This window comes from Pseudalkalibacillus sp. Hm43, from assembly GCF_054170705.1.
Map to the genome: position 1 here is coordinate 1,508,670 of NZ_CM135129.1, position 21,342 is coordinate 1,530,011.

Annotated in this window: 18 protein-coding genes; 6 read left to right on the forward strand and 12 right to left on the reverse strand. The window is 47.9% G+C overall.

What is annotated here, in order from left to right; translation table 11 throughout:
- Nucleotides 1–74 precede the first annotated feature (74 nt).
- Nucleotides 75–857, forward strand: a complete 783-nt coding sequence (locus ACXQIQ_RS08045; RefSeq protein ID WP_439299280.1) for a PAS domain S-box protein — start codon at nucleotides 75–77, stop codon at nucleotides 855–857.
- A gap of 5 nt (nucleotides 858–862) precedes the next feature.
- Here ACXQIQ_RS08045 and ACXQIQ_RS08050 read toward each other — a convergent pair whose 3' ends face one another.
- From ACXQIQ_RS08050 to ACXQIQ_RS08065, 4 genes are all read right to left on the reverse strand, one after another.
- A complete protein-coding gene (locus tag ACXQIQ_RS08050; protein ID WP_439299279.1) occupies nucleotides 863–1,393 on the reverse strand; it encodes a histidine phosphatase family protein in 531 nt (176 codons plus the stop codon).
- A complete protein-coding gene (locus ACXQIQ_RS08055; protein WP_439299278.1) occupies nucleotides 1,390–1,863 on the reverse strand; it encodes an HIT family protein in 474 nt (157 codons plus the stop codon). Before ACXQIQ_RS08055 ends, ACXQIQ_RS08050 begins: the two co-directional genes overlap by 4 nt.
- Before the next feature lie 123 nt (nucleotides 1,864–1,986).
- Entirely contained in the window at nucleotides 1,987–4,446 is a 2,460-nt protein-coding gene (locus ACXQIQ_RS08060) for a S8 family serine peptidase (protein WP_439299277.1), read from the reverse strand.
- 217 nt (nucleotides 4,447–4,663) lie between these two features.
- Entirely contained in the window at nucleotides 4,664–5,296 is a 633-nt protein-coding gene (locus tag ACXQIQ_RS08065; protein ID WP_439299276.1) for a hypothetical protein, read from the reverse strand.
- Between the two features lie 278 nt (nucleotides 5,297–5,574).
- On the opposite strand from ACXQIQ_RS08065, the gene ACXQIQ_RS08070 reads away from it, so the two are divergent.
- Nucleotides 5,575–6,189 (forward strand): DUF421 domain-containing protein, encoded by a 615-nt coding sequence (locus ACXQIQ_RS08070; RefSeq protein WP_439299275.1) that lies wholly within the window; start codon nucleotides 5,575–5,577, stop codon nucleotides 6,187–6,189.
- A gap of 41 nt (nucleotides 6,190–6,230) precedes the next feature.
- On the opposite strand, the gene ACXQIQ_RS08075 is transcribed toward ACXQIQ_RS08070, so the two are convergent.
- Nucleotides 6,231–6,869 carry a response regulator gene (locus ACXQIQ_RS08075; protein ID WP_439299274.1) on the reverse strand — a complete coding sequence of 213 codons (639 nt, stop codon included), beginning with the start codon at nucleotides 6,867–6,869 and terminating at the stop codon, nucleotides 6,231–6,233.
- Complete coding sequence (locus ACXQIQ_RS08080) at nucleotides 6,844–8,688, reverse strand: GAF domain-containing sensor histidine kinase (protein ID WP_439299273.1); 1,845 nt, start codon at nucleotides 8,686–8,688, stop codon at nucleotides 6,844–6,846. Before ACXQIQ_RS08080 ends, ACXQIQ_RS08075 begins: the two co-directional genes overlap by 26 nt.
- Before the next feature lie 334 nt (nucleotides 8,689–9,022).
- Between ACXQIQ_RS08080 and ACXQIQ_RS08085 the strand changes: the two genes are divergently transcribed.
- The 3 genes from ACXQIQ_RS08085 (at nucleotide 9,023) to ACXQIQ_RS08095 (ending at nucleotide 11,376) form a co-directional block, all read left to right on the forward strand.
- Nucleotides 9,023–9,646: a peroxiredoxin gene (locus tag ACXQIQ_RS08085; RefSeq protein WP_439299272.1), complete on the forward strand. Its 624-nt coding sequence runs from the start codon at nucleotides 9,023–9,025 to the stop codon at nucleotides 9,644–9,646.
- A 120-nt stretch (nucleotides 9,647–9,766) separates the two neighbouring features.
- The gene (locus ACXQIQ_RS08090) at nucleotides 9,767–10,390 is read left to right on the forward strand and encodes a LysE family transporter (RefSeq protein ID WP_439299271.1); all 624 of its coding nucleotides are present in this window, start codon (nucleotides 9,767–9,769) and stop codon (nucleotides 10,388–10,390) included.
- A gap of 224 nt (nucleotides 10,391–10,614) precedes the next feature.
- Nucleotides 10,615–11,376, forward strand: a complete 762-nt coding sequence (locus ACXQIQ_RS08095) for a YqcI/YcgG family protein (RefSeq protein ID WP_439299270.1) — start codon at nucleotides 10,615–10,617, stop codon at nucleotides 11,374–11,376.
- Here ACXQIQ_RS08095 and ACXQIQ_RS08100 read toward each other — a convergent pair.
- Nucleotides 11,357–12,682: an amino acid permease gene (locus tag ACXQIQ_RS08100; protein ID WP_439299269.1), complete on the reverse strand. Its 1,326-nt coding sequence runs from the start codon at nucleotides 12,680–12,682 to the stop codon at nucleotides 11,357–11,359. The two genes, ACXQIQ_RS08095 and ACXQIQ_RS08100, sit on opposite strands and share 20 nt — an antisense overlap.
- 136 nt (nucleotides 12,683–12,818) lie before the next feature.
- Here ACXQIQ_RS08100 and ACXQIQ_RS08105 point away from each other — a divergent pair, with 136 nt between their 5' ends.
- Nucleotides 12,819–13,760, forward strand: a complete 942-nt coding sequence (locus ACXQIQ_RS08105) for an arginine deiminase family protein (protein ID WP_439299268.1) — start codon at nucleotides 12,819–12,821, stop codon at nucleotides 13,758–13,760.
- A gap of 209 nt (nucleotides 13,761–13,969) precedes the next feature.
- Here the strand turns inward: ACXQIQ_RS08105 and ACXQIQ_RS08110 are convergent, their stop codons facing one another.
- The 5 genes from ACXQIQ_RS08110 to ACXQIQ_RS08130 form a co-directional block, all read right to left on the reverse strand.
- A complete protein-coding gene (locus tag ACXQIQ_RS08110) occupies nucleotides 13,970–15,655 on the reverse strand; it encodes a glycerol-3-phosphate dehydrogenase/oxidase (RefSeq protein ID WP_439301913.1) in 1,686 nt (561 codons plus the stop codon).
- A 176-nt stretch (nucleotides 15,656–15,831) separates the two neighbouring features.
- A complete protein-coding gene (glpK, locus tag ACXQIQ_RS08115; protein WP_439299267.1) occupies nucleotides 15,832–17,322 on the reverse strand; it encodes a glycerol kinase GlpK in 1,491 nt (496 codons plus the stop codon).
- 23 nt (nucleotides 17,323–17,345) lie between these two features.
- Nucleotides 17,346–18,188: an MIP/aquaporin family protein gene (locus ACXQIQ_RS08120; RefSeq protein ID WP_439299266.1), complete on the reverse strand. Its 843-nt coding sequence runs from the start codon at nucleotides 18,186–18,188 to the stop codon at nucleotides 17,346–17,348.
- A 197-nt stretch (nucleotides 18,189–18,385) separates the two neighbouring features.
- On the reverse strand, nucleotides 18,386–18,946 hold the full coding sequence (locus tag ACXQIQ_RS08125) for a glycerol-3-phosphate responsive antiterminator (protein ID WP_439299265.1): 561 nt from the start codon (nucleotides 18,944–18,946) through the stop codon (nucleotides 18,386–18,388).
- A gap of 758 nt (nucleotides 18,947–19,704) precedes the next feature.
- Nucleotides 19,705–21,270, reverse strand: coding sequence for an AbgT family transporter (locus ACXQIQ_RS08130; RefSeq protein WP_439299263.1), 1,566 nt, complete (start codon nucleotides 21,268–21,270; stop codon nucleotides 19,705–19,707).
- Nucleotides 21,271–21,342: the final 72 nt, after the last annotated feature.

Below are 21,342 nucleotides of genomic sequence, written 5' to 3' on the forward strand. Positions count from 1 at the left end.
TCAGCCACATTTTTCTTCTTATGGAAATGTTAAAATGGTACTAATATACATTTTTCCGAATGGGGTGAAGGGAAATGAGAAGTGTATCGAGAGTGCCGATGAAGACCATTGACCCAGAAGATATGTATCGACAGATTGTTGAATACACATATGAAACGACCGTCATCCATGCAGACCTAAGAGTTTTATACATAAATCAGTTCGGTGCAGATTTCTTAAAAGCACCAAAAGATGAAATCATCGGAGCGAATGTGCTCGATATTTTTAGAGAAGGACATGATCAAGAGCTCATAGAAGACCGGATTCGGCTAAACCAGGAAGAAAACATCATCGGGGAACTCATTGATATTCAGATTTTCAAATGCGATGGTACGCTTGTAGATGTTGAACTATACTGCCACCCTGTTATGTTCGGCGAACAATTTGCAATCCATTCCACCCTCCGTGATATCACATCTCGAAAAAAGGCTGAAAAACAACTTGAAAAAATTTCAACTGAAGTTGTGGAAATATCCTCTCCCATCGTGCCGGTCTCTGAAGGCATTGCCATCATTCCGTTGATCGGTTATTTCGATCAAGAAAAGGTAGATCACCTATTAGATTTCATACCTCATAAGCTTGCAAAGCATCAACTCAAATATCTCATCATCGACTTCTCCGGAATTTATCAAATGAACAAGGACGTAGTAGCATTTCTGTTCAAAATCAATTCCATTTTGCGATTGCTCGGAATCTATCCTGTTTTGACAGGGATCAGACCAGAACTAGCCCATAAAGCCGTACAACTGGGAGAAGATATGTCCAAAATCCGGACAATCCGCAATGTAAAAGAAGCACTCAGCCAGTTACGCGTGTGATAGATTCAACTCCATATCCGCTTTAAGCTCATGTCTTCGTCTAACGAAAGATGATAGACATCCGGATTGCTCAGGTCCTTCCATTTTTCAAAGCCGTTAACGTTATCAAAATGCTGAAGAATCAAGGACATCAGGTTGCCATGAGTGACGATGACGGCATCTTTGTTATCGCTCTTTAGTTCATTAATGACCGCCATCGCTCGGTCCGTTGCCTCCTGACTAGACTCTCCACCCTCAAATTTAAGATGCATGTCTTCGTATGTTCTTGCTAAATTGACCATCCAATTTTCCATTGGTTGTGTACTTAGTGTCCGCTCAGCAAGTCGATCATCGAGTTCCATTTCGATGCCAAGCTGATCTGCAGTAGGTTGAATGGATTGCTGCGCACGTGTGAAAGGACTCGACACGATCCGTTCAACCTTTTTATTGGTGAAAAAGTCCGGCAATTCCTCTGCCTGTTTGAAACCTTCTTCCGTAAGCGGTGCCTCTGGCGGTTGCCCCTCTGCCTTACAATGCCGCACGATGTAGAGATTCATAATCGTTTGCCCCTTTCATAAACCAGCTTTTCTAAAGCATCTGTTAATTTTGTTCGTAATTTTTCATGTAGATTTTCATGATATAAGTATTGATCCTCAGTCCAGCTTTCACTCGGATAAAGCCATACAGGCTTCACTCTCCGCTCTTCTGTTTCCCAGTCGTATCTCGGAAAAATGTGTGCATGTAGGTATGTATCTGTGTTTCCATAAATGGAATAATTGATTCGGAGAGGACTGCAAACTTTTTGAATGGCATCTCCAATCAAACTCATATCTAGTAGGTAATCGCTTCTTTCTTCTAAAGTTAATGAATTGAGCGAGTCTACCTTTCTGTTTGGCAGGAGCACACAATAACCTGGTAGAAACTGAGTATCCCCTATTACCGCAAAACCACTTTTCATTTTTGCAAGTACCATGGGATTCTCCCCTTGTTTGGCAGCTTGTATTCGATCCTTTTTCCAGTCCATCATTCATTTCCCTCCTATCAAACTCGCAAGTCATCTACCTTTCATTTTACAGCAACCACCTTCTATTGAAAAAGCACAACAAAAACTCAGCCCTGGTGTCAGGGCTGAGTCTCATAAATCTAAACTTTATTTATGATAAGCGTTGTAGTAACGGGAGATTGCGACTGCGAAGTCTCCTCGTTTCACTGTTTCGTTCGGTGCGAAGGTTGCGTGTACTGTCGGCTCATGATCATATGGTCCTTGTGTCACATCGAACTTGGCGTTCAAGATGTTCAAGTCCAGTGCAAGCTGTACATACCCTTTCAACTCAGCCGGGATGTCCGCCTGGTCTTCAATCAACAAGCGCTCGTCACCGTATTGCACAGTAACATCACCTTCATGCGTTTGAGCTTGTTCTTGCAAGCCTAAGCTTTGGACAAGAGAGTATGCAACTTCCGCTTTCGAAATGGTTCCGTCCGGGTTGAACGTTCCATCAGCTGCTGGCTTCATGACCGCATCCGTCTGATACGTTTCCCCTTTGAAAGCTGCTCCAAGAGCTGCAACAGAAGCTACGAAAGGTAAATCTGCTGCTTTTACATCTGAAAAAGTCGCTCCAGACTGCTGACGGACTTCCGCACCCATCACTAAGTATTTCGCCATATCTTTACGCAACAGGTTTGCGTCAGGCTTGTATGTGCCATCTGCAAAACCGTCTATCAATCGTTCACTGACAGCCGTCTTGATTGCCGCTGCTGCTGGATGGCCTTCAATATCGCTCAAGCCTGTAAATCCACTGACCGATTTGAACGTAAGCGTTCCTTTGACATTCTCCGGTGCACCTGCTCCGTTCGGGTTCTCTTCAGCTCCACGCAAGCCACGGATCTCCGCTTTCCACGTCCCTGCCATTGGTGCGTTCACTGATACCGTGCGATCGGTATAAAGCGTGAACAACAGGCTGATGCCTGAGCTGTATTCGGTTCCGTCTGGTGCAATCAATACGAGGTTAATCGGGTTCCCTGTCTCTTCAAGGATTCCTTTGCCGTTCACTTTTGCCACCAAGCTCGATAATCCTTCTTCCACTGTGAACTCGTGCTGGTTGTCAGATACAAGCGTTGCAGGATTGTAGTCGACCGAAAATTCTTCACGGTCTGCGCTGGAATCGACTGAACTGTTGAAATCCTGGTTCAAGTTCGTCGTTGCGCCGTATTGCGTACCGAACATCGCTGTGTCCACAGCGTTATACGCGTTCACATAACCTGCTCCGACTTCCCAAGGCTCATAGCCAGGCATGTTCGTCGCTGTATCTTGTAAAATCGTCTTGATTTCATCCGGCGTCAAGTTCGGATTCGCTTCAAGCATCAATGCGACGATTCCGGCAACGTGTGGTGTTGCCATTGATGTACCGCTCATCAACGTGTAATAAGGTAAGTAAGCTGTTTCGATCTCTTCAGCATCTGCATCCAACGATAGAGATGAAACTGGTGCAATGACACGAGTTGAAATGATGTCAACGCCTGGTGCTGTAACCGTCGGGCGGTCGACCCATGTCCACTCTTTTCCGTCCATCGTGAATGTTCCGCCGACACCTTTCGTTCCGCGAGAGGAGAAGTCAGCGAGTGAGCCGTCCTTCACGCCAGCTGCGACTGAAATGACCCATGGTGCTTTTGCATATGGATTGTGCGTGTCTTCACCTGGTCCTTCATTTCCTGCTGCGAAAAGAGTTGTGATGCCTTGGTCGTAAGCTTCCTTACTTGCTACGTTCACCGGATGGTTCGGATCGAAATCACCTGAAGATCCCCAGGAGTTCGTGATCAGTCCGATGTTGTACTTTTCCTTATGCGTGATCGCGTAGTCGAATCCACCGATACCATCGAGGACGAACAATGCGCCCCCTGTTCCGTAACCGATCATGTCAGCGCCTGGTGCTGCGCCTTCATACTTGCCGCCAGACATGGCACCGGTTCCACCGACTGTTCCAGCTACGTGAGTACCGTGTCCTGAGTTTGTATCCGTATTCGGTACGTCTTCGGTGTATGTGATGGGAATGACACCAGAGACGATGCTGTTCAAGTTCGTGCTTCCGAGTACGTTTTGCACGAGATTTTTACCTAGCTCATGATCTTTATGCGTTCCGTCGACTCCGCTGTCGTTGACGACGACTCCGACACCTTTACCGGATACTGGCATGCCGCCGTTTTCCTTCGTCATCTTCGCGTCTGTACGTGCTTTGTCAACGCCTGTGAGTAGTGTAGAGTCTGCGTTGAAATACTTTACTTTTTCATTCAAGTAGAGGGATCTGACTTCCGGACTCGATGCTAGTGCATCCACCTGGGATTTCGTTGCAAGAACGCCAGCGATCGGCAATGCGTTCATCGAGACCCCCTTCTTCACCCCTACGTCTTTTAATAGATCCAGTTGAGCCGCCGTAGGTTTTCCATCCCCTTTGAAGGTGACGATGACCTGGACAGCGCCCGTCGTATTCGCTAATTTTTCAGTGAGCAATGGATCAATGCTTGCTTCAGATTGTGCATTCGCGATCGGCACACTTGTAAAAAGAAGCGGCACGATGAGCGCAATTGCCATCAATACAGAAAAAATCTTCTTCATGATCGTAAATCCTCCCCGTCAGAATATTGTAAAAGTTCTCTAACTCTATTATCCGTGTTGGCGGGGAATCTGACTATTACGCGAACGGAGTATTCTTTTTTGCATTTGTACTATAGCAGGGTCGTACAAAAGTTATAAAGGGACCTATTTTTATATAAAAACCAATATTATTCAGTAAAAAAACCGGGGCCATTCAGGCTCCCGGTTCGTCTTATGCTTATTGAACTTGGGTTGATACGCCGCGGTAAAAACGTAGTTGTGCGACCTTCAAGCCATTGTTGTCATATTCCCAATAGTAATCTTCGAACTGTTCATTGAACAGGTTATAGCGTTCAGGTTCGCCATCCCCATCCGTATCCGTATAGATATAGAAAAGCTCACCGGAAGCATTCGTCCAAGGGCTCTGACCAGCTGTACGCGTAACAACCAATTTGTCATCCGAGCAGTACGTTTCACCTGTGTCTGCATCAGTTCCACATGTATTTATGCTCGCTTCCCCACCTGGTTTACCTAGCGCACGTACATAAACCGTGTATTCGGTCGTTCCATCATTGTTCGGGTCAGGATTCGGAAGCTGGAATTCCGCATCGTCTTCATCCGTTCCGTTAGCATCCAATACTTTGAAGTCGCCTTCACGGAGCCAGATGTTCGACTCACCATACAATGGTACAAAAATTCGCGTTCCATCATTATTGTTCATCGGTGCTTTCTTATCCTTTGGAACACCTATGATCTTCAAATTGTAGAAATCGCCTTTCGGAAGTTCACTTGTCGTTTCGGCATATGATTGAACAGCAAATCCAGAGACTAGCAAAGCAACTGTCATGATTAAGCTCATTATCGTTTTCATTAAGTATCTCCCTTTTGCATTAAGTATGGTTGTAATGGCCATTACGGAAATGATCGTACCATATAGATCTGAAAAAGTTCTCCAGTTCCATCTACGACCAATAATCCATGCAAAAGGTATAAGGTTCTATCAGTTTCTTCCAGTTCATCATCCTTTTGGAACTGAACGAAAATAGCGTTAAAGACGGATTTCCTTTTCCTTTCTTAGTTGTTCCCATGACAGAATAGTTTTTTCATGAAGGTTTCATACTACGTTCAATACCGGAAAAGGGTGAGCTTATGGAACTCGATTGGATTTGGAAAGCAGTCATCATCGTCCTCGGAGGCACTTTGATACTGAAGATTGCAGGAAGGAAGTCGATTTCGCAATTGACGTTGGCTCAGACGGTCATCATGGTCGGAATCGGGCCTTTACTCATGCGACCGATCGGTAATCAAAGCATCTGGGTCACCCTAGGTATTGGGAGCACTCTTATTCTGACACTGATTTTACTGGAGTACGCTCAGATGAAATTTGATGCAATCGAAAAGTTGATTACCGGGAAGTCGATTGTATTGGTTGAAGATGGTGTTCTGAACGAGAAACATTTGAAAAAGCTCCGGTTCACAGTCGATCAGCTGGAGATGAAATTACGACAGCAGAATGTCGCGCGATTGAGTGATTTGAAGTGGGCGACGCTCGAACCGAACGGGCAGATTGGATATGAATTGAAGCCGGAAGCTCAACCTGTCACGATGAAAGATTTCGAGTTGTTGAAGAAAGACCTAGAACAGATCCTTCAAACTTTGAACCCGGGTGTGGTGGAGCAAACTCAGCAACCTGAGTCGGAGGATGACCTCTTTTCAGAAGTATCAAGGAAATCGAAAAACGAACCACCCGAACATCTACAATAGGAAAACGGCCCGTGCCATAGACACGAGCCGCTCTTTTTAACTTATGGCAATGGGACAAGCTGATTCTGGACCGCATAGATGACGGCCTGGGATCGGCTTTTCACGTTGATTTTTTTGAAAATCTTGCTGACGTGGATCTTCACCGTCTTATCGCTGATAAAAAGACGTTCGCCGATTTCTTTGTTGCTCAAGCCTTCGACCAGACAGAGCAGCACTTCCTTCTCCCGCTCGGTCAGCTCGTTTTTATCCGCAGATTCATTCTTCTGATTATAAAACCCTAACAGCTTTTTCGTCAGGGAAGGGTCGATGACGGACTCCCCTTTGGCGACTGTCCGGATCGCTTCCACGACCTGGACAGATGGTGCATCCTTCAGCAAGTATCCGTCTGCACCCTCCCGAATGGCAGCCATGAAATACTCATCCATACTATGCATCGTCAGAATCAGAACTTTGATTTCCGGATAGTCCCTCTTCAAGATGGCTGTCAGTTCCACCCCATTTTTATCAGGCAAATTGATATCGAGCAATACGACATCCGGGTTCATACCTTCAATGGATTCCAGTGCTTCGTTTCCACTGACGGCTTCCCCTACCACATTGATATCATCTTCCATTTCAAAAATATTCGACAATCCGTCCCTTAAGACTGCGTGATCATCCACTAACATGACGTTGATCATCGCCCATTCCTCCTTCCATCCCTAGCTTTGGCACAGTCAGGTTGATCTCTGTACCTTTCCCTTCTTTACTATCGATTTGTAACACCGCTTCAATTTTCTCTGCTTGTTCGTTCATGCTCAGGATGCCGAAGTGCGGATCATTCTTCGCCTTGATCATCGCATCGAGCAATGAAAATCCTACCCCATTATCGGAAACTCTCAATAGAACATGTTCTTTCTGATAGCTGAGCAGCACATCCACTTTGGAGGCTTGCGCGTGCTTGACGATGTTCTGAACACTTTCCTGGAAAATATCGAACATCACTTTTTCGACCATCGAGCTCAGGTACACTGGCCGTCCGCGTTCTTCAAACGTTATATTGAGTCCGGATTCTTTCTTGATGACGTCGATCCGTTTCGTGACCGCTTGCTTCAAGCCGACGCGTTCCGTTTCGTATGGTCGGAGTGCGTAAATGGACTCGCGGATCTCCTTCAGACTGAGGCGGAGCTTGTCCAGACTGTCGGTCACAAGCTTGTGAGCTTCCGGCGGCTTTTGGTAAAACTTCCGGTCCGCCGTCTCCAGTTTCATGACCGCCCCGGCAAGTGATTGCGCAACACCGTCGTGGATTTCACGTGCAATCCGGTTCCGCTCCTCAAGCACCGTCCTCTTTTCTTGTTCTGAGATGAGGCTTCTCGTCTTGATGACCACGGCGAGCTGATTCGCGAGTGTCGCCACAGACTGGATCTCTTCCGGTCGGAAACTGTTGCTTCGGCTTTTCGCGACGGCAAACACGCCGAGCATGTTGTCTTCGAGTATGATCGGTGCGTAAATGATCGAGCGCAATCCGTTGTGGAAGCAGGTCGGTGTGACACCAGGGTCTTTTCTTCGGTCATGGATAATGGTCAGTTCTTTGATGTGCTCGAGCTGACTAAGTTCGTCTCGGTCCTGACACGATTCCTTCTTGACCTGTCCATGTTGGAAACGAACCTTCCAGTTCCCATTTTCATTGACCCATAAAATACTAGCGTCGGCATCGACGAAACTGTTCAAGCTTGATCGGATGGATTCGATCCACTGTTTCGATGGCAGCCACCGGTTCAATTCTGTCGAGATGTGGAATAAAGCGTTCAAGCGATTCCGTTCCGTCTCCAGCCGTACGATGATTGAACTGAGCAAGGCGAGTCCGACGAGCGGCGAGAAGAAGAAGAAATACGCGAAAACATCTATGACTCCCCGGTTCTGATTCCCTAAGTAGAACATGATCCCAAGGTAAATGACGGAGATGAATGCACTGATCGACTCTGTGGTCAGCTTCTTTTTCCAAATGGCAAATGTATAAGGTTGCGGACGGATCAGCAGAACGATGTCGACCATGATGTTATTGACGATATAAAACAACGCTGTCGTGACGAGCATCGGAATGATCATCCACGGAACCAGCGCATCCCCGAGGATGAGTCTGGCAATCGCTTCACCTAATATGAAACTTAGCACTAACAGCGCTGGGTTGAAAAACAGGATCCTCAGCGGTCTTCTCTGGACAAAATTGACGATGAAGACGACGAGTCCGTAAATGAAGACCAGCCAGGGCAATCCGTAGACAAGATAGATCGTGAATACGATCGGATAGCTGAGTGAACTGTGCCCTTTCCAAACCGCCATCGGGAAAAATTCGGTTATGAACAGGAAGAGTATGAATAATAGCAAGACGACGGCGTTTTCAGGTATGGAAAGATTGAAGGTGGCAATCAGGATAGATACCCACCCAGCAATGGATATGAATGATAAATACAAGTTCGATAGTTTATCTTTTTTCTGAAGTTGTGTCTCTTGTCCCATGTCTCCCTCCCCATTCTATCGAAATTTTCTGTTAATAATAGTTTACCTTGAAACGTCGAATTAATAAAGAACTCTTATTTTCCAAGTAAAAAAGACAAAATTAAAGCCGGAACTGGTCGAATGGAAAGCCACTAACCAATTCCGGCACGTCTCCTACCGTATATGTAGGATGCGTTTGTCTTCCATTATGGCAAACATATTGCCCTGAACCAATTCCCCTAAAGATATATTTCCCTTAGTACATTGGTTGTACAGCATCGGAAAAATAACGGGAAGGATATTTTATTCATATCATAAATACATATGAAATGAGGACATTTTGTGAGGTGATGAAGTGACGGACCATCGGAAAAATGACCATGATGCAGATGAAGTGTGTGAACAACCTTTTTGCGCGCAGACGAAGGATGTCGCACCTGCTTTTACCGCAGAAGCCTATTTGAATACAGAAAAGAAGATCGTTGAAGTCGCACTCGAAGATTACCAGGGGAAATGGGTGGTCTTGTTCTTCTATGGCAGTGATTTTACATTCGTCTGACCAACCGAGTTGGCGGCGGTCGCTGCCCTTTACCCTCAATTGCAGGATTTGAATGTTGAAGTGTTAGGTATCAGTACGGATAGTGTGTATGCGCATAAGGTGTTTACAGAGGTTTCACCGATGGCGTCTAAAGTGCAATATCCATTGGTGAGTGATCGGACGCAGGAAATAAGCCGGCGTTACCGGGTGTTGAACGAAAGTGCAGGCGCTGCTTTCCGGGCGACGATCATCATTGATCCGGAAGGTAAGATCGTTTCCAAGCTCGTCAATCCACTGGAAGTCGGACGGAATGTGTTTGAGATCCTTCGACTCGTGCAGGCGATCCAGTACGGGGAAAAAACAGGAGAAGGCGTTCCGGCGAACTGGTTGCCTGGGCAACCGGGAATCAAGATGAACGCAAGGAGCATCGGAAGGATATAGGATGGCGTTTCAGATGAATTCGGGAGACCGGATTCATCTTTTTATATGTGGGAGTATTAGAGGGTGAGGCGGATGAATAGACTGTGGTAAGAACATAGACAAGTTGTCGAGGTGATGAATGTGGGTGTGTTTTTCAGTTACATATTGCTCGGGCTGTCCTTGTCCGCTCCGATCGGACCGATCAATGCGGCCCAGGTGGACAAAGGGATCAAGTTCGGGTTCCTGCACGCATGGGTCGTCGGCGTCGGTGCGATGGTGGCCGATCTCATCTTCATGATGCTCATCTATTTCGGTCTCGTTCAATTCATGGACTTGCCATTCGTGAAAACGTTTTTGTGGTCGTTCGGCTGTTTTGTGTTGATCTACACAGGTGTCGAAGGGATTCTCGGTTCGAAACAGGACCCGACGGATGGCGGACTCGTGCGGGAAAGTCCGATGAAGTCGTTTCGGACGGGCTTTTTCATGGCGTTGTCGAACCCGTTGAACATCTTGTTCTGGCTCGGGATCTACGGTTCAGTTCTTGCGAAGACCGCCGATTCCTTTGAGAATTATCAATTGTTCATCTACAGTTCTGGGATTTTTGTCGGAATCCTCATCTGGGATTTCGTGATGGCGAGTGTCGCGAGTGGATTCCGGAAGCATTTGAATACGCGCTACCTTCAAGGAATTTCAATCGTGGCTGGACTCTTCTTGATTGCATTCGGCTTTTACTTCGGCTACCAAGCGCTTAGTTTGCTGCTTTAAAGTGCCGGTCAGTGCCAGGTGCCGATTTGGAACCGTTGGTACGACTGACTTCTTAATCGGTACCTGACACCATTTTCAACCCCTTGATATGACTGGCTTCGTGATCGGTGCCAGGCACTGCAGCGGGTATTGCTCCGTTTGCGGTGCCTGGCACTTTCTGTTGTGGGACATTCACCCATCTGCGCCTCACCTAATAGTATGTGTTGTAGCTAGGAGGGATGTAGATGGCTGAGCTTTACACAAAAAGTTGGCTTGAGGAAAATCTAGCATCGATCGAGGATTGGCAGCATGATGCCTTCAAGCATTTCGGCAACATGATTGCGGATAAAGGGAACACCTATCCTTGTATCCCGGGGCGTCAGGGGTTCCTATCAGATAATCTCCGTTTCGGATTCACATCGGATCCTCGGGAGGAAGGTTCTATTGAAGACTTGGCTTTATTGTTGAAATCATACGGTGAAATTTCAAGAGATACAGGGAAATATGCTTCCCTCGTCGTCTTTTTCGAAACATCTGAAGCGCTGAAGGAAAACTATGAAGTGGCGGAATTCGAATCGCTTTTCTGGTCGGTGCTCAACCGGGTCAGTGCGATCGACGAAATCGAGTGGCCGGAGGACATACCGACCGATCCATCCCATCATGAATGGGAATTCTGCTTCCACGGGGAGCCGTATTTCGCTTTCTGTGCGACACCTGCCCACATTTTCAGGAAAAGCCGAAGCTTTCCTTGTTTCATGATGGCTTTCCAGCCCCGCTGGGTGTTCGATGAAATCAACGACTCAACCATATTTGGCCGTAAAATGAAAAAGGCAATCCGTAAACGGCTCGCCGATTATGATGAGCTGCCGATCCATCCCGACCTGAAATGGTACGGTCAGACTGACAACCACGAATGGAAGCAATACTTTTTAAGCGACGATGAGTCCAGTCCCTCCAAGTGTCCTTACACATACGTAAAAAACAAGCTCAAGAAGCTCCGTCGTTAGTGCGTGCACCTTTTACATGGCGATAGAAAGCCGTGCCCCCAATGATCAACAGGAACAGCAGGCTCACATAAAAGCCGGGTCTGCTCGTTCCATCCAATAATGTCCCACTCACCGCAAGCAGAATCAGAATCGCCCCGACATACATCTTGATCTGATCCCACATGTTCTTCTTCATCAATTTCCAGAACGACAACAGAATGAGGAACCACGTGTACAGAAGCATGAGCCCGGCAGCCGTTGTGATGTACTCATAGATTTTACCTGGGAAAATCAACGAGATGATTATGGACGCGCCTAAACCGCCAGCCGTCAAGGCTAGTGCTGGCAGCGGGACGCTCAGTCGACCTTTTTTCGCGAATAAACAAGGTGCATCTCCGTCCTTCGCCAACGTAACGATCATTGTCGTGACGGCAAAAAGCGCCGCTACCATGGTCGAAAATCCAGCGATGATGAGCATGCCATTGAAAATGTGCGGCACAAACGGCAGATTGTAATCGTTCAGTGCGGTCATGAACGGACTTTCATCCTTCGTGACGTCCTTCCATGAAACGAGCAACAGGACGAGCCCGATTGCAACGACATACATGATCGAAAGCACGATCAACATCAACCGACCTGACTTCGGTGCGTCGTTTTTATCCTTCAGCTCAGTCGCCATCAGCCCCATCACTTCAATGCCTCCGAATGTGTAAAAAGCATAGATGAGCGCTGCCCACAGACCAAGCGTTCCTTTTTCAAAAAAAACGTCCAAAACGCCACGTTCCGTCTTTCCACCTGTTACATCCAAAACGCCGAAAAGCGCGAGCAATCCGATGATGATGAACATGACGATCGCAGCGACTTTAATGATGCCGAAGAGGTTCTCCACACGCTCGAAATCGTCGACTCCCATTAAGATGATCGCAAGGCCGATTACGGCATAGATCGTGGCAAGGAGCCATAGCGGCATCCCAGGAAACCAGAACTGGGTGAAGATGGCGAGTGCGGTCAATTGACTCCCCATGATCAATGTCTCGGACGTCCAGAACACCCAGCCCGTGCCGAAGCCGGTTTCCTTGCCGAATGCTTTTTTCGCAAAGGTCCGGAACGATCCTTTTTCCGGATATTCGACCGTCATACGTGCCATTGCATCGAACACGATATACGTTCCGATCGCTGCTAAAATGAACGCGATGATCACGGCTGGTCCGCTTTTATCTATCGCAATGGAACTACCGAGGAAAAACCCTGTCCCGATGATGCATCCGACACCGATCAACGACAGCTTCCACCACGTGAGCTCCGGATGTTGCTCCTTCTTCTTCAACCGACTTCCTCCTCTCCAAACCTTTTCTATAGTTTGAGAAGAAGAAATTCCCTTTATGTATGTCTTTTTGTCGGATGAGATGGGGCTGAGGTGGAAAGGCTATAACAAGATCACTAATGAAATGGAGAGGAACTTCATGTTGAACATTACGCCGAGCTGTTGGTCTGAGACGGATACGTTGAAAACCGTCGTCCTCTGTCCTCCTGCCGTGTTGGACGTGCCGGATCAGCAGACTGCGACAGATGTCCTCTGGGAAAAACCGGTCATTCAGAACAAAGCAATTCACAACCATAACGAGCTATGTCACGCGTTGGAAGAGGCAGGCGTGGAGGTCATCAATTACTCAAAATACTTGTCCATCGATGATTTCAAGGTGAATGAACAGCTGATCAACCGGGTGTTCGTGCGCGATCTCGCTTGTGTATTCGGAAAAACCGTCATCCCTGGTGAGCCAGGGATCACAATGCGAAAGCCTGAGTACATCCATGCCCATAACCTGTTCGAACAATGGATGGGAGAACAATTTGATCTGGAAGGGAACAACGGTATGAAAGGCATGGAGTTCGGGGATGTGCTCGTGTTGAACCGAAATGCCGTGCTTGTGAATGTCGGGTTGCGAACGAGCATCTTAAGCATTGAAAAATTGAAGGGGAAGATTTTCGAAGCTGGATTCTCTGAAATCGGGGTGATTGACTTACCTCGCCGCGCCGATACGTTACATACTGATATGAACCTAAATGTTGCGGGCCCTGACTTGATATTGTCGAAGTGCTTTGTGCGGTTCATGCCTGTTTTGGTGCTTACGGAAAAAGAGCATCGCTATGAGATGTTCCACACATTCGTGAAGCACCATGGGTTTGATATCCATTGGACGTCAAAAGTGACCGATACGGTAGCGGATATCAACTTCCTGAACCTCGATCCGGAGACGATCCTCATCAGTAAACAACGACGGAAGAGCATTTTCCGCGATCATCCTAAGCTGAAAAAGCTCAATTACATTGAAATAGACGTCTCTGAGCTCGAAAAAGGCGGAGGCGGCATCCGTTGCATGACTTTGCCGCTGAAACGGGGGTAAATTGAGGGGGTTATGCTCAGCTTTTAAGAGTGGTCTTGCCAAAATTGGGTGATGTTTCTCGAAAATGGAGTGAGGTCTTGCCAAAATCCGAGATGGTCTCTCGAAAATAGAGCTTCATCTCTCGAATTTGCTCACCTGTTCAGCCAAACCAGTCTTTCTTACTATCAAAAAAACGAAGGGACTGTCGTCATGACAGTCCCTCTCCTTATTCAAATCGCTTTTTCTGTTTTTTCATCGTCCAAAGGCGTCACCGCGTCATGGATGAGTTGATCGAGTTCAGTGGCATGGCGGACCTTTTCTTCATCCGTCCAACCGAGCTCCTCTGCCATCCGTTCGATCACAGCTGACTTCCACTTCGTCACCCAGTGGATGTCGAAGAACATGGCACCTGTGCGACGGATGAAGAAATCCACCGGTTTCGCAACCATTTCCTCTTCTATTCCGTACATCAGCATCGCTGCAACCTCATTCGGTAACGATGGATCCCCATCGCTTTCTTTCATCATTTCATACACACGGTCGATGTTCGAGCCATACCGCTGCACCATCACTTTCGCGACCGCTTCGTCCAGTCCGAGCTCTTCCACCCCTTGCTTCACTTTCTTTTCCATGAACGCCGGGAACTGCTTGGAACCGCCGACTTCACCACCTGATATCGGCATATGCTTCGTTTTACAACCTGGATAAGTGCCGCCGTGACCCTCTTCCTTCAACTGCTCGCCGACCAGATTGACGATGCTTTCTGCCATTTTACGATACCCGGTCAGCTTCCCGCCAGCAATCGTAATCAAGCCTGAGTTCGAAATGAAAATTTCATCTTTCCGTGAAATTTCCGATGGATCCTTACCTTCCTCATGGATAAGCGGGCGCAATCCAGCCCAGCTCGACTCTACGTCCCCCGGCTTCACATCCAGTTCTGGGAACATGAAGTGGATGGAATTCAGAATGTAATCCCGGTCATCTACAGTCATCCGAGGATGGGCGATGTCCGATTCATATGTCGTGTCGGTCGTCCCGACGTACGTCTTGCCTTCACGAGGAATCGCAAACACCATCCGGCCGTCATCGGTATCGTAATAAACCGCCTGATTCAATGGGAATTTGCTTTGATCGAAAACGAGATGGACACCTTTCGTCAGATGCAACGTTTTCCCTTTTTTCGAGCGATCCTGCTCGCGCAGCTCATCGACCCATGGTCCCGCCGCATTAACGATCTTTTTCGCCCGTACCTGGTACGTTTCGCCTTTCAGCTCATCGCGAACGACCGCACCGACCGCTTTTCCATTCTCATAAATGAAGTCGACGACCTTGGCGTAATTCACCGCATTCACTCCGTGCTCGACTGCTTTTTTCAGGACCTCGATTGTCAGGCGCGCATCATCAGTCCGATATTCTACGTAGTAACCGCCGCCTTTCAAGCCGTCTTTTTTCAAAGTCGGAACGCGTTCCAGCGTCTCTTCCCGGCTGAGCATCGAGCGTCGTTCTTTTCTTTTTACACCGGCTAAAAAGTCATATACCCGTAAGCCGATGGACGTACTGAACCGTCCGAATGTCCCCTCTTTAAAAATAGGCAACACCATCCATTCTGGCGTCGTTACGTGAGGTCCGTTCTCATAGACGATCGCACGCTCTTTCCCGACTTCCGCCACCATCTTCACTTCAAATTGCTTCAGATAGCGAAGTCCACCGTGCACGAGTTTCGTCGATCGGCTCGACGTTCCGGCAGCGAAGTCCTGCATTTCGACAAGTGCGGTCTTCATTCCCCGGCTCGATGCATCGAGCGAAATCCCAGCTCCTGTAATGCCTCCACCGATCACCAGTACATCGTATTCTTCTGTTTGCATATGTTCTAAACGATCCGTTCGTTGTTTACCTGAAAAAGTTCCACTCATGATCTCTCTCCTCCTATATAGAAAACTTACCCGAAAATGGCTTCTGCTTATACTTTATTCGGAGCAAAAAAAAGAGACCACAACTGGAACCTATAAGCTGCGCGCTTATAAGTCCGTTGCGGTCTCTCCGTTTCTCCGACGCATGTATTAACTTGTCTTCATCTTACCACACGTTTTCTTTATTTGAAAGCCATTGTTGCGTTGACCGCTTTTTTCCAGCCCTCGTATAGGGATTCGCGGTCCTGTTCGCTCATCTCATTATTAAAGGTACGGTCCACTTTCCACTGTTTCGCGATTTCGTCGCGGTTCTCCCAATAGCCGACCGCGAGTCCAGCAAGATAAGCGGCACCGAGCGCTGTCGTTTCGTTCACGACCGGACGTTCAACCGGTACACCGAGCACGTCACTTTGGAATTGAGAAAGGAAGTTGTTCTTCACTGCGCCTCCATCGACCCGTAACGTTTTCAGTGAGATGCCTGAATCTGCTTCCATCGCGGTCAGAACGTCCTTCGTCTGATAGGCGAGTGATTCTAGTGTCGCACGGACGAAGTGTTCTTTCGACGTTCCACGCGTCAATCCGAATACCGCGCCTCGCACATCACTGTCCCAATATGGCGTACCAAGTCCTACGAAGGCAGGGACAACATAAACGCCTTCTGTCGACTCGACGCGTTCAGCGTATTTCTCACTGTCTGCGGCATCAGCGAACATTCGGAGCCCATCACGTAACCATTGAATCGCAGATCCGGCGACAAAAATACTGCCTTCAAGGGCATACTCGACTTTTCCGTCGATGCCCCAAGCAATCGTCGTGAGCAGGCCGTGCTCTGAGGTGACTGCTTTTTCCCCGGTATTCATGAGCATGAAGCAGCCTGTTCCGTACGTGTTCTTCGCCATACCTTTTTCATAGCACGCTTGTCCGAACAGCGCGGCTTGCTGGTCACCTGCAACGCCTCCGATCGGTATGGAATGCCCGAAGAAATGGTGCTCGACCGTGTGTCCGTAAACTTCTGACGATGGTTTCACTTCCGGCAGCATCGTTTTCGGTACGCCGAGGATATCTAGCAGTTCTTCGTCCCAATCGAGCTCATGGATGTTGTACATCAACGTACGGGATGCGTTCGAATAGTCTGTGACATGTGCTTTTCCACCTGTCAGTTTCCAGATGAGCCACGTGTCGATCGTACCGAACAAGAGGTCACCCGCTTCTGCTTTTTCACGAGCGCCTTCTACGTTGTCGAGGATCCATTTCACTTTTGTCCCGGAAAAATAAGCGTCGATCAAGAGGCCTGTCTTCTCACGGAACTTGTCGTTATGGCCTTGCTCTTTCAATTCTTCACAAATGCCTGCGGTCTGACGGGATTGCCAGACGATCGCATTGTAGATCGGTTTTTCTGTGTTTTTATCCCAGACGACCGTCGTTTCACGTTGGTTCGTGATACCGATACCGGCAATCTGTTCCGGTTTTATATCGGAATGGGACAACACCTGTGCGATGACCGACAAAATCGATCCCCAAATTTCGTTCGCATTGTGCTCAACCCAACCGGATTTCGGGAAATGCTGAGTGAATTCTTTTTGTGCAGTCTCGACGATTTCCCCTTCTTTATTGAATAGGATCGCGCGTGAGCTTGTCGTTCCTTGGTCTAATGATAAGATGTACTTTTCCATATTTCCACTCTCCCTTAAAACATTTATTGGTTCGATAATCCAAGCTTGGACACTTTCTTCTTCTCTTTGGCCGGCACTTCCTTCTCACTCGTCACATAAGCGACAACGAGTACACCGAGGACAAGCGCTCCGACCACCCAGAATGCTAATGTATCTGTACCCGTAAAGAACTTTTGGTAAAAGAGGGCACCGAACACACCGCCAAGTACCGGTCCGACTACAGGAATCCAGGAGTAGCCCCAATCCGATGACGCTTTCCCTGGAATCGGCAAGATGAAATGTGCGATACGCGGACCGAGGTCACGTGCCGGGTTGATCGCATACCCTGTCGTACCTCCGAGAGACATTCCGATCGCTACGATGAGGAATCCGACGATCAGTGGATTCAAGCCTTCTGTAAACTCGTTTGCACCGATTGCAAGCAGACCGAGCAACAGGACGAACGTTCCGATGACCTCACTGAGCAGGTTCGAGAATGTATGGCGGATTGCCGGGTCTGTTGAGAAAACCGCCCGTTTCAAGCCAGGGTCCTCCGTCTCTCTCCAGTGCGGCAAGTAGTGGAAATAGACGATGATGGCACCGATGAACGCACCGATCATCTGCGCTGTGATGTACATCGGCACTTTCGCCCAAGGGAATTCTCCGATGGATGCGAGTCCGAGCGTGACCGCCGGATTGATGTGCGCCCCGCTGATTCCACCGACAGCGTAAACCGCGACGGCAACCGCAAGACCCCATCCCATCGTAATGACGATCCATCCGGAATCTTGTGCCTTTGTTTTATTTAATACGACGCCTCCAACGACGCCTCCTCCTAAGATGATAAGAATCATCGTACCCATGATTTCTGCCATGAATTCTGACATTGTTCCTTCCTCCGATCACTTTTTTATAGTGTAAACCCTTTCATTTCTGACAGAGAATAATGCGTTCGGAACACAAAAAATCCACACGAATCGCCTCATCTGAAATGAGGGATAAGTGTGGATCTCCGTTTCTCCGTCACATGTTATTAACTTGCCTATCAAGTTACATGATTCGGAAAGCGCTGTCAAGGACAATTTTACAAATCCTTAACATAATGTTTCCACAGTTCACCCCTCGATGTCGTCACTGCTCTGGCACCTGCGCCTAAAGCCTGTTCGACATCCTCTATGGTCCGGATCAAGCCTCCAGCAAAAATCGGGATTCCGGTATGCTCATGTACTTCTTGAATGATGTTGGGCATGAGCCCTGGTAAAACTTCAATGTAATCCGGCTTCGTCTTCTCGAGCAGTGTATAGCTTTTGTTCAGTGCGCTCGAGTCAAGCAGGAACAGCCTCTGAATCGCAAGGACTCCTTTCTTTTTCGCCGTTAAAATGACATTCGTACGGGTGGAGATCAATCCGTCCGCCTTGATGTCCTGGCAAAGGAATTCGGCTGCATAATCGTCGTTGCTCAGCCCATGGATGAGATCGACGTGAATGAGCATCTTCTTATCGTGACGCTTCGCCATCTGCACGATGCTCTTCAGCTGACTGACATGGCTGTCGAGCAATACGAGATATTCATATGGGCTCTTCAGCAATTTCTCAAAGTCCTTCATATTTCGGACTGCAGGTAGTATCTTCTGTTGGATCGGCATGTTTCACCATCCTTCTTTCTTCAGAGTCGTGAAGACTCTACTTTCGCATAGTTCATTTATGGACGCAAAGCGAATAATCAAACTAATAATAGCCCGCGTGACAAGGGTTGAAACCTCTTTTCCATAAAATAGAACCAACATACTATTCGGTCTTCCCTCCTACGTTTAGGAGGGTCGAATTTTGGGAAGTGGGTAAGAAGGCCCTCCCCCATCCACTTCAATCATTGTAAAAAATGAGGGATAATGAACCGTGGATGACTTTTACAAAGACTCCCATAACCGTTATGAGCATGTACTAAATGTTTGTCAGTCGGTCATTACAAACGAACTAAAGATTCAAAAGAAATTCCCCGATGTTCAGCGTATTTCGAGATTGACAGGTTATACCGAAGAGAGGATTTTGGAATCTCTTGAGTTTGGAAAAGGAGACGATCAAAACGACCGGTTCCATTATTCAAAGAGACGTTACTTACGACACTAAATGGTGGCGGGAGGGGCTTGTTTTTTCCAGTATTTGCATTTTGGTGTTTGGTAGTTGGGATAGTAAGTAAGTCCCGATTTATAAAACGTTTGTCCGAATTTATAAGACTAAGCTGTGTTTTTGTGAAACACAACTGCTTTTTTCTAAAACCGAAGCTCGATTTTCGAAAACCGAAGCCATTTTTTCTAAAACACCGCTTCTCCTTGGCTGGAACGCTTCCAGGCAAGCCTCAAAAACCCATAAGGAAGCACCAGTCTCAATGGACTGGTGCTTTTTCCTATTGATCCAAATGGATGTATTCGCCAGGTCCGAGCGGCAGACCGAGCCAATACCAGACGGCGAAAAGAAGCATCCAGAAGATTGCAAAACCGATCGAGTAAGGCAGCAGGACGGAGATGAGCGTCCCGACGCCCATCTTAGGGTCGTACTTTTTCGCAAAGGTGAGCAGGATGGCAAAGTACGCTAGCATCGGTGTCACCGCGTTCGTAATCGAGTCACCAATCCGGTACGCCATCTGCGTGAATGCCGGGCTGTAGTCCATGAACATGAACATCGGTACGAACACCGGACCGAGCAAAGCCCACTTGGCAGATGAACTCGCGATGAGCAAGTTGATGAGCGCACAGAACAGGATGAACGCCAGGAGTAGCGGCAAACCTGTCATGCCCGATTCCTTCAAGAAATCCGCCCCTTTGATGGCAATGATCGTTCCGAGATTGCTCCAGTTGAAGTACGTAATCATCTGCGCTGCGATGAACGCTAGCACGATGTAATACCCCATGCCGGACATCGCCTTCGTCAAATGCTCTGCCACGTCCTTATCGGATTTGATCACCTTCGCACCGATTCCATAAAGCAACGCCGGTATGAAAAAGAAGAACAACATGATCGGCACGATGCCATTCATGAATGGGGAGTCCTCGATGAGCGACCCCGTCTCGGCGTTCCGGAACAAACCGCCTTCTGGAATCGTCAGAACACACAATAAAGCGATATAGGCGAAAACTCCGATACCAGCCCAGGTAAGCCCTCTTCGCTCGCTTTTTTTCAGTTTCGTTTCCGTGTCCACTTGCGCGTTCAGCGTATACGTACCGAGACGGGGCTCGACGATTTTCGAACAGACGAACACCGCCACTGGCACAAGGACGAAGGTCGAAGCGATCAGGAAGTAGTAGTTCATCGCTGGATTGGCTTTGTAACTTTTATCAACGATATGGGCACTCGATTCGGTAAAACCGGCGAGCAACACATCCAGCATGCTAAGGATCAAGTTCGCACTGAATCCCCCTGCCACTGAAGCGTAGCCGAGTGCGAGACCTGCGATCGGATGCCGACCCATCGTCATGAAAACGAACGCCGCGATTGGCGGTAGTACGATAAGTGCCGCGTCGGCTGCCGCATTTCCGAAAATTCCGATGACGACGATGATCGGCAGGATCAACGTTTTCGGTGAAGCGAGTACGACCTTCCGCATGAAAGCCGATACGAGCCCCGTCGATTCCGCGAGTCCGACACCGAGCATGACGACGAGTACGAGACCGAGCGGCGGGAAGGCCATGAAGTTGTTCACCATCTCGGTGAGGATCTTCACGATCCCTTTTCCGTCGATCAAGTTGACGGCGTTGACAGTTTCATTCGTTGCCGGATTGACGGCACTCCAGTTCAGCTTGCTTGCCACGTAGGATGCAAACAAGATGATTCCGGTGAAAATAACAAACAGCGTCAATACATCCGGCAGTTTGTTGCCGTAACGTTCAATCCAATCGAGGAATTTGTTGAAAATTCCTCTCCTTTTGGAATGTGCCTGTTTGTTTTCGAGTTTGTGCTGTGGAACGCTCATCATAACCACTCCCTGCTGAAAATGTCTGAATTTTTCGTATTATTGTACAGATACGTTCGCAGGAAGACAACTTGG